This is a genomic window from Streptomyces sp. SID3343 (assembly GCF_009865215.1).
In the GTDB taxonomy this organism is placed as follows: domain Bacteria; phylum Actinomycetota; class Actinomycetes; order Streptomycetales; family Streptomycetaceae; genus Embleya.
In genome coordinates this window covers 1-4,845 of sequence record NZ_WWJX01000624.1, presented here as the reverse complement: position 1 = coordinate 4,845, position 4,845 = coordinate 1, and the positions used below count along the sequence as shown (strand labels likewise).

General features: G+C 71.3%; 5 protein-coding genes. 2 read left to right on the top strand and 3 right to left on the bottom strand.

Features of this window, described 5'->3' with window-relative positions; genetic code table 11:
* Window positions 1-101: 101 nt before the first annotated feature.
* The gene (locus GT354_RS19440; RefSeq protein ID WP_161357571.1) at window positions 102-1,697 is read right to left on the bottom strand and encodes an MFS transporter; all 1,596 of its coding nucleotides are present in this window, start codon (window positions 1,695-1,697) and stop codon (window positions 102-104) included.
* A gap of 79 nt (window positions 1,698-1,776) precedes the next feature.
* Here GT354_RS19440 and GT354_RS19435 point away from each other — a divergent pair, with 79 nt between their 5' ends.
* Window positions 1,777-2,388, top strand: a complete 612-nt coding sequence (locus GT354_RS19435) for a TetR family transcriptional regulator (protein WP_161357570.1) — start codon at window positions 1,777-1,779, stop codon at window positions 2,386-2,388.
* A gap of 160 nt (window positions 2,389-2,548) precedes the next feature.
* Here GT354_RS19435 and GT354_RS19430 read toward each other — a convergent pair whose 3' ends face one another.
* Window positions 2,549-2,779 carry a hypothetical protein gene (locus GT354_RS19430; protein ID WP_161357569.1) on the bottom strand — a complete coding sequence of 77 codons (231 nt, stop codon included), beginning with the start codon at window positions 2,777-2,779 and terminating at the stop codon, window positions 2,549-2,551.
* Window positions 2,780-2,993: 214 nt separating this feature from the next.
* Here GT354_RS19430 and GT354_RS19425 point away from each other — a divergent pair, with 214 nt between their 5' ends.
* Window positions 2,994-3,674 (top strand): response regulator transcription factor, encoded by a 681-nt coding sequence (locus tag GT354_RS19425; protein ID WP_161357568.1) that lies wholly within the window; start codon window positions 2,994-2,996, stop codon window positions 3,672-3,674.
* A 7-nt stretch (window positions 3,675-3,681) separates the two neighbouring features.
* On the opposite strand, the gene GT354_RS19420 is transcribed toward GT354_RS19425, so the two are convergent.
* Window positions 3,682-4,845, bottom strand: a 1,164-nt coding sequence (locus GT354_RS19420) for a HAMP domain-containing sensor histidine kinase (protein WP_161357567.1), incomplete at its 5' end; no start/stop codon positions are given.

Sequence of the window (4,845 nt, the reverse complement as noted above, 5' to 3'; positions counted from 1 at the left end):
ACCCGCCCGAGCTCGGCGGTCCGGGCCGTCCGGACGCGCGCGGGCGCGGGCGCGCGAAACCGACGGGAGTCGGCTCGGCGCGCCCGGTCGAAGCCCTTCGCTCAACGCTGCCCAGCCGACGTCTGCTCGGCCGAAGCCGAAGCCGAAGCCGAAGCCGAAGCCGAAGCCGAAGCCGAAGCCGAAGCCGAAGCCGAAGCCGAAGCCGTAGCCGAAGCCGAAGAAGTCGTCGTCGCCGCGCGGTGCCTGTGCGCGGCGATGCCGACCACGACGCCGAGCACGGCCGCCGCGCCCATCAGCCCCGCCTGGATCTCGAAGGCCCGGCTGAACCCCTCCACCGCCGCCCGGCCGGGATCCGTACCGCCCTGCGCGCTGTCCCTGGTGCGATTGGTTGCGACGGTGACCAGGACGGCGATGCCGATCGCCGCGCCGATCTGCTGACACGTCGTCACCATGGCCGAGGCCACGCCGCCTTCGCCCTCACCCGCGCCGCCGGTCGCGGTGTTGATGATCGCCACGAACGCGACACCGAGGCCGAGCCCGGTGACCAGTAGGGCCGGGAGCAGATGGGTCGCGAACGCGCTGTGCGCGTCGAGTCGGCTCATCATCCACATTCCGCCGGCGGCCACGGCCGGACCGGCGGTGACCGGGCCGAGCGGTCCCCGTCCCGCGAGCAGCTTGGACGACGCGGCGGCGCCGACGCCCATGCCGACGCTGAACGGCAGGAACGACAGGCCGGTTCGCATCGGCGACCAGCCCTGGATGTTCTGCATGTACAGGGTCAGGAAGAAGAACATCGCGAACAGCCCACCCGCCGCCACGAGCACCATGACGTCGGCCAGGACCACGTGCCGCATGCGCAACAGCGCGCGGGGCAAGAGCGGTTCGGCCGCCGTCCGTTGGCGCAGGGTGAAGCCGACCGCCAGAACGGCCGCTGCGGCGAGGCCGAACAGGGTCCGGGCCGAGCCCCACGCGTGCGAGTCGGTCTCGACGACCGTGTACACGAGCGTCAGCACCGCGAGCGTGCCGAGCGCCGCGCCGGCGAAGTCCGGGACCCGGCGCGGTCCGGAGCGGTCGTCGGGCGCGACCACTCGCGGCAGCGCGATCAGCGCGAGCACGCCGATCGGCAGGTTGATCAGGAAGATCCACCGCCAGTGGGTCCATTCCACGAGCGCGCCGCCCAGGAGCAGCCCCGTGGCCGCGCCGACGCCGGTCAGCGCCGCCCACGTACCCAGCGCGCGGGCCCGCTCGGCCGGCTCGCGAAAGGTCGCGAGCAGGATCGCGAGCGCCGCGGGGGAGAGCATCGCGCCGGCGATGCCCTGCGCGCCGCGCGCCACGATCATCGTCCCGGCGTTCGGCGCGATGCCGCACACGGCCGAGGCCACCACGAAGGCCACCAGACTCACGGCGAACAGTCGGCGCCGGCCGACCAGGTCGGCGAGACCGCCGCCGATCAGCAGGAAGCCGCCGAAGGTCAGGAAGTAGGCGTTGGTCACCCAGGACAGCGAACTCTCGCCGAAGTCCAGGTCCGCGCCGATGGTCGGCAGCGCGACGTTGACGATCGTGTCGTCGATGAGCAGGACGAACTGGGCGAGACAGACCAGCAGGAGAACAAGCTTCGGGTTCGAGGGGCGGGCGGGACCGAGGCGGGACCCGCCGGTGGGTCCCGCCTTGGTCAGGGGTATCCCGGAGATGGCCATTGTTCCTACAATCGTAGAGACGATTTCTCTAGTTGTAGAGAAAATCTCTACAAGCGTCAAGTCCAGGGATAATGGCTGCATGCCACACGAGAACGAACCCGCCGTGCCCACCACCTCCGGGCGGGTGGACCGCCGCACGCTGATGCTCGACGCCTCGATCCGGGTGATCGCCGGCCACGGCCTTCGGGGGCTGACGCATCGCGCCGTCCAGGAGGAGGCGGGGCTGCCCAACGGCTCGGTTACGTACTACTTCAAAACCCGCGACCAGCTGATCCTGGCCGTCGTGGACCGCATGGCCGAGCTGGACAAGGTGTTCGCGAACCAGGTCACCCACGAACTCATGCGCGCGGCGGCGGTCCGGCCGATCGTCATCGACTACCCGAGCCTCGCCCGGTTCATGGCCACCTGGTGGACCGAGGGCCGCGACGTCCAACTGGCCCGCCTGGAGCTCGAACTCGCGGGGGTGCGAGAGCCGTTGGTGCACGAGGCGGTGGTCCGCTGCCAGGCCGAGTTCCGCGCGTTCGCCGAACTGGTGTCACTGTCGATGGGCTCGCAGGACGCCGCGCTGGACGGGATGATCATGCTGTCCCTGCTCCAGGGCCTGCTCATAGAGTTCGTCACGCGCGAGGACGTCGACCCGCGCTTCCTGGAGGTCGGCGTGCGGCGCGTGATCGAATCGGTGCTGCGCTGAGACCCGGCCGTGCAGACTTGCCCCGAAGCCGAAGCCGAAGCCGAAGCCGAAGCCGAAGCCGAAGCCGAAGCCGAAGCCGAAGCCGAAGCCGAAGCCGAAGCCGAAGCCGAAGCCGAAGGCCCGTCCCGCAGTCGTCGCCCCGCAGCCGCCTACGGCCCGCTCAGCGAGTGTGGACGGGGGCGTCCGAGTCGTGCACGACGTCGGAGATGCGTACGACGCCGTCGACGCGCTGGGACAGCGACGGCACGATCCCCAGGGACGGCCCCACCGCCAGCGCGACGATCATCAGGGCGAACATCGCCGCGGCCTGCGTGGTCCGCCGGGTCCACCAGCGGATGCCCTGCCGGGGCTTGGACATCTCTCGTGTCGACAGTTCCTGACGACCGGTCATCTCGTGTGACTCCCCATCACCCGCACGGCTCCCCGTTGTCGGGCCCGCGCCGTGTCGTCTCCTACTGTCGCGCGTTTGGGCCCGGACGTCACCGACAATGGAGCCGCTCCTCAGGGTTCTCACAGACTTGTGACACTTCACTGGTCGACGAGGCCCCGCGCGGACACGGCACCCGAGGTGCCTGCGGAGGGCGCCCGATCGGCGGAGGTGTGGTGTGCGAGTGCTGCTGGTGGAGGACGAGGTCCCACTCGCGGAGACCGTTCGGCAAGGACTGACCGAGGCCGGCTTCAACGTCGAGGTGTTCCACAACGGCACCGACGGCCTCTGGGCGGGCACCGAGAACAGCTACGACGTGATCGTGCTCGACATCATGCTCCCCGGCCTCAACGGCTACGACGTGTGCGCGCGCCTGCGCGCCGCCGGCGTGTGGACACCGGTGCTGATGCTGACCGCGAAGGACGGCGAGTACGACCAGGCCGACGCGTTCGAGCTCGGCGCCGACGACTACCTGATCAAACCGTTCAGCTTCGTGGTGCTCACCGCCCGACTGCGCGCGCTGATCCGGCGCGGTGCTCCGGTACGGCCCGCGGTGCCGGCCGTCGGCGACCTCACGCTCGACCCGGCGCGCCGGCGGGTGACCCGTGCAGGAAAGGAAGTACGGCTCACTCCAAGGGAGTTCGCGCTGCTCGGCTTCCTGATGCGACGCGCCGGCGACGTCGTGACCAAGACCGAGATCCTCGCGAACGTGTGGGACGCGCACTACGACGGCGCGCCGAACGTGGTCGAGGTGTACATCGGCTATCTGCGCCGCAAGCTCGACCAGCCGTTCGGTCGGGCCTCGATCGAGACGGTACGCGGGAGCGGCTACCGCATCATCGACGACGCGCCGGCCTGAGGGCCGGTCACCGGCCCTCAGGAGCCGCCTCGGACGAGCCGCCGGACGAGGCATCGAAGGAGGCATGCGACGGGGCATCGGACCAGGCATCGGACCAGGCGTTCGACGGCAACTCGATCAGGAACAGCGCGCCCGTCGGTTCGCGCGCGCCCACCCGTACCGTCCCGCCGTGCGCCCGCACCACCTCGCGCACGATCGCCAGGCCCAGTCCCGTACCGCCCGAATCGCGCGTCCGGCTCGCGTCGAGTCGGACGAAACGCTCGAACACCCGCTCCCGATCCGCCTCCGGCACGCCGGGACCGTCGTCGCCGACCTCGATCACCGCGTGCCCGTCCTCCTCGTACACCGCGAAGGACACCACGGACGCGGCGTGCCTGGCGGCGTTGTCGGCCAGGTTGCGTATCGCCTGGGCGAGCCGATGCGCGTCGCCGTGCACCCGGACCGGGTCGATCCGCGCGGACACCCGCACCCGCGGGTGCTGTACCGCGAGCCGCCGCCGCTCGGCGTCCACGAGGTCGTCCAGATCCACGTCGGACGGATCGGGGCGCAGGCCGTGCTCGTCGGCGCGGGCCAGCAACAGGAGGCCGTCGACCAGGCGACTCAGGCGCTCGCTCTCGTGGCCCAGGATCCCCACGGTCGCGGCGTCGCGTGCGGTCAGGTCGCCGTGCGCCGCGAGCAGTTCCAGGCCGGTGTGCAGAGTGGTCAGCGGGCTGCGTAGTTCGTGCCCCGCGTCCGCGACGAAGCGGCGCCGGGTTTCCACCTGGGTCTCGATCCGGTCCAGCATCGCGTTCATGGTCTCCGCGAGGCGGGCCACCTCGTCGTGCGCGGGCGGGACCGGTACCCGTTCGTCCAGGCTCGACGCGGAGATCACCGACACCTTGCGCCGGATCGCCTCGACCGGTGTCAGCGCCCGGCCGACGAACGCGAAGGTGGCGCCCGCGACCAGGAGCACCACCACCGGGCAGCCCACGGCCAGCAACCCGACCGCCCGCTCCGCGCTCTCGTCGGCGGGCTCCAGGGACGCGCCGACCAGGACGGTGTACGTCCCGTGATCGCCGGCCACCCCGATCGCGACGACCCGGTACTTGTCGTGGTGCGAGGGCGGGATCCGGCGGTCCTCGTGCTCGGTGCGCCCGGCCGCCGGGCGCAGCGGCGACAGCGGCGGCAGCGC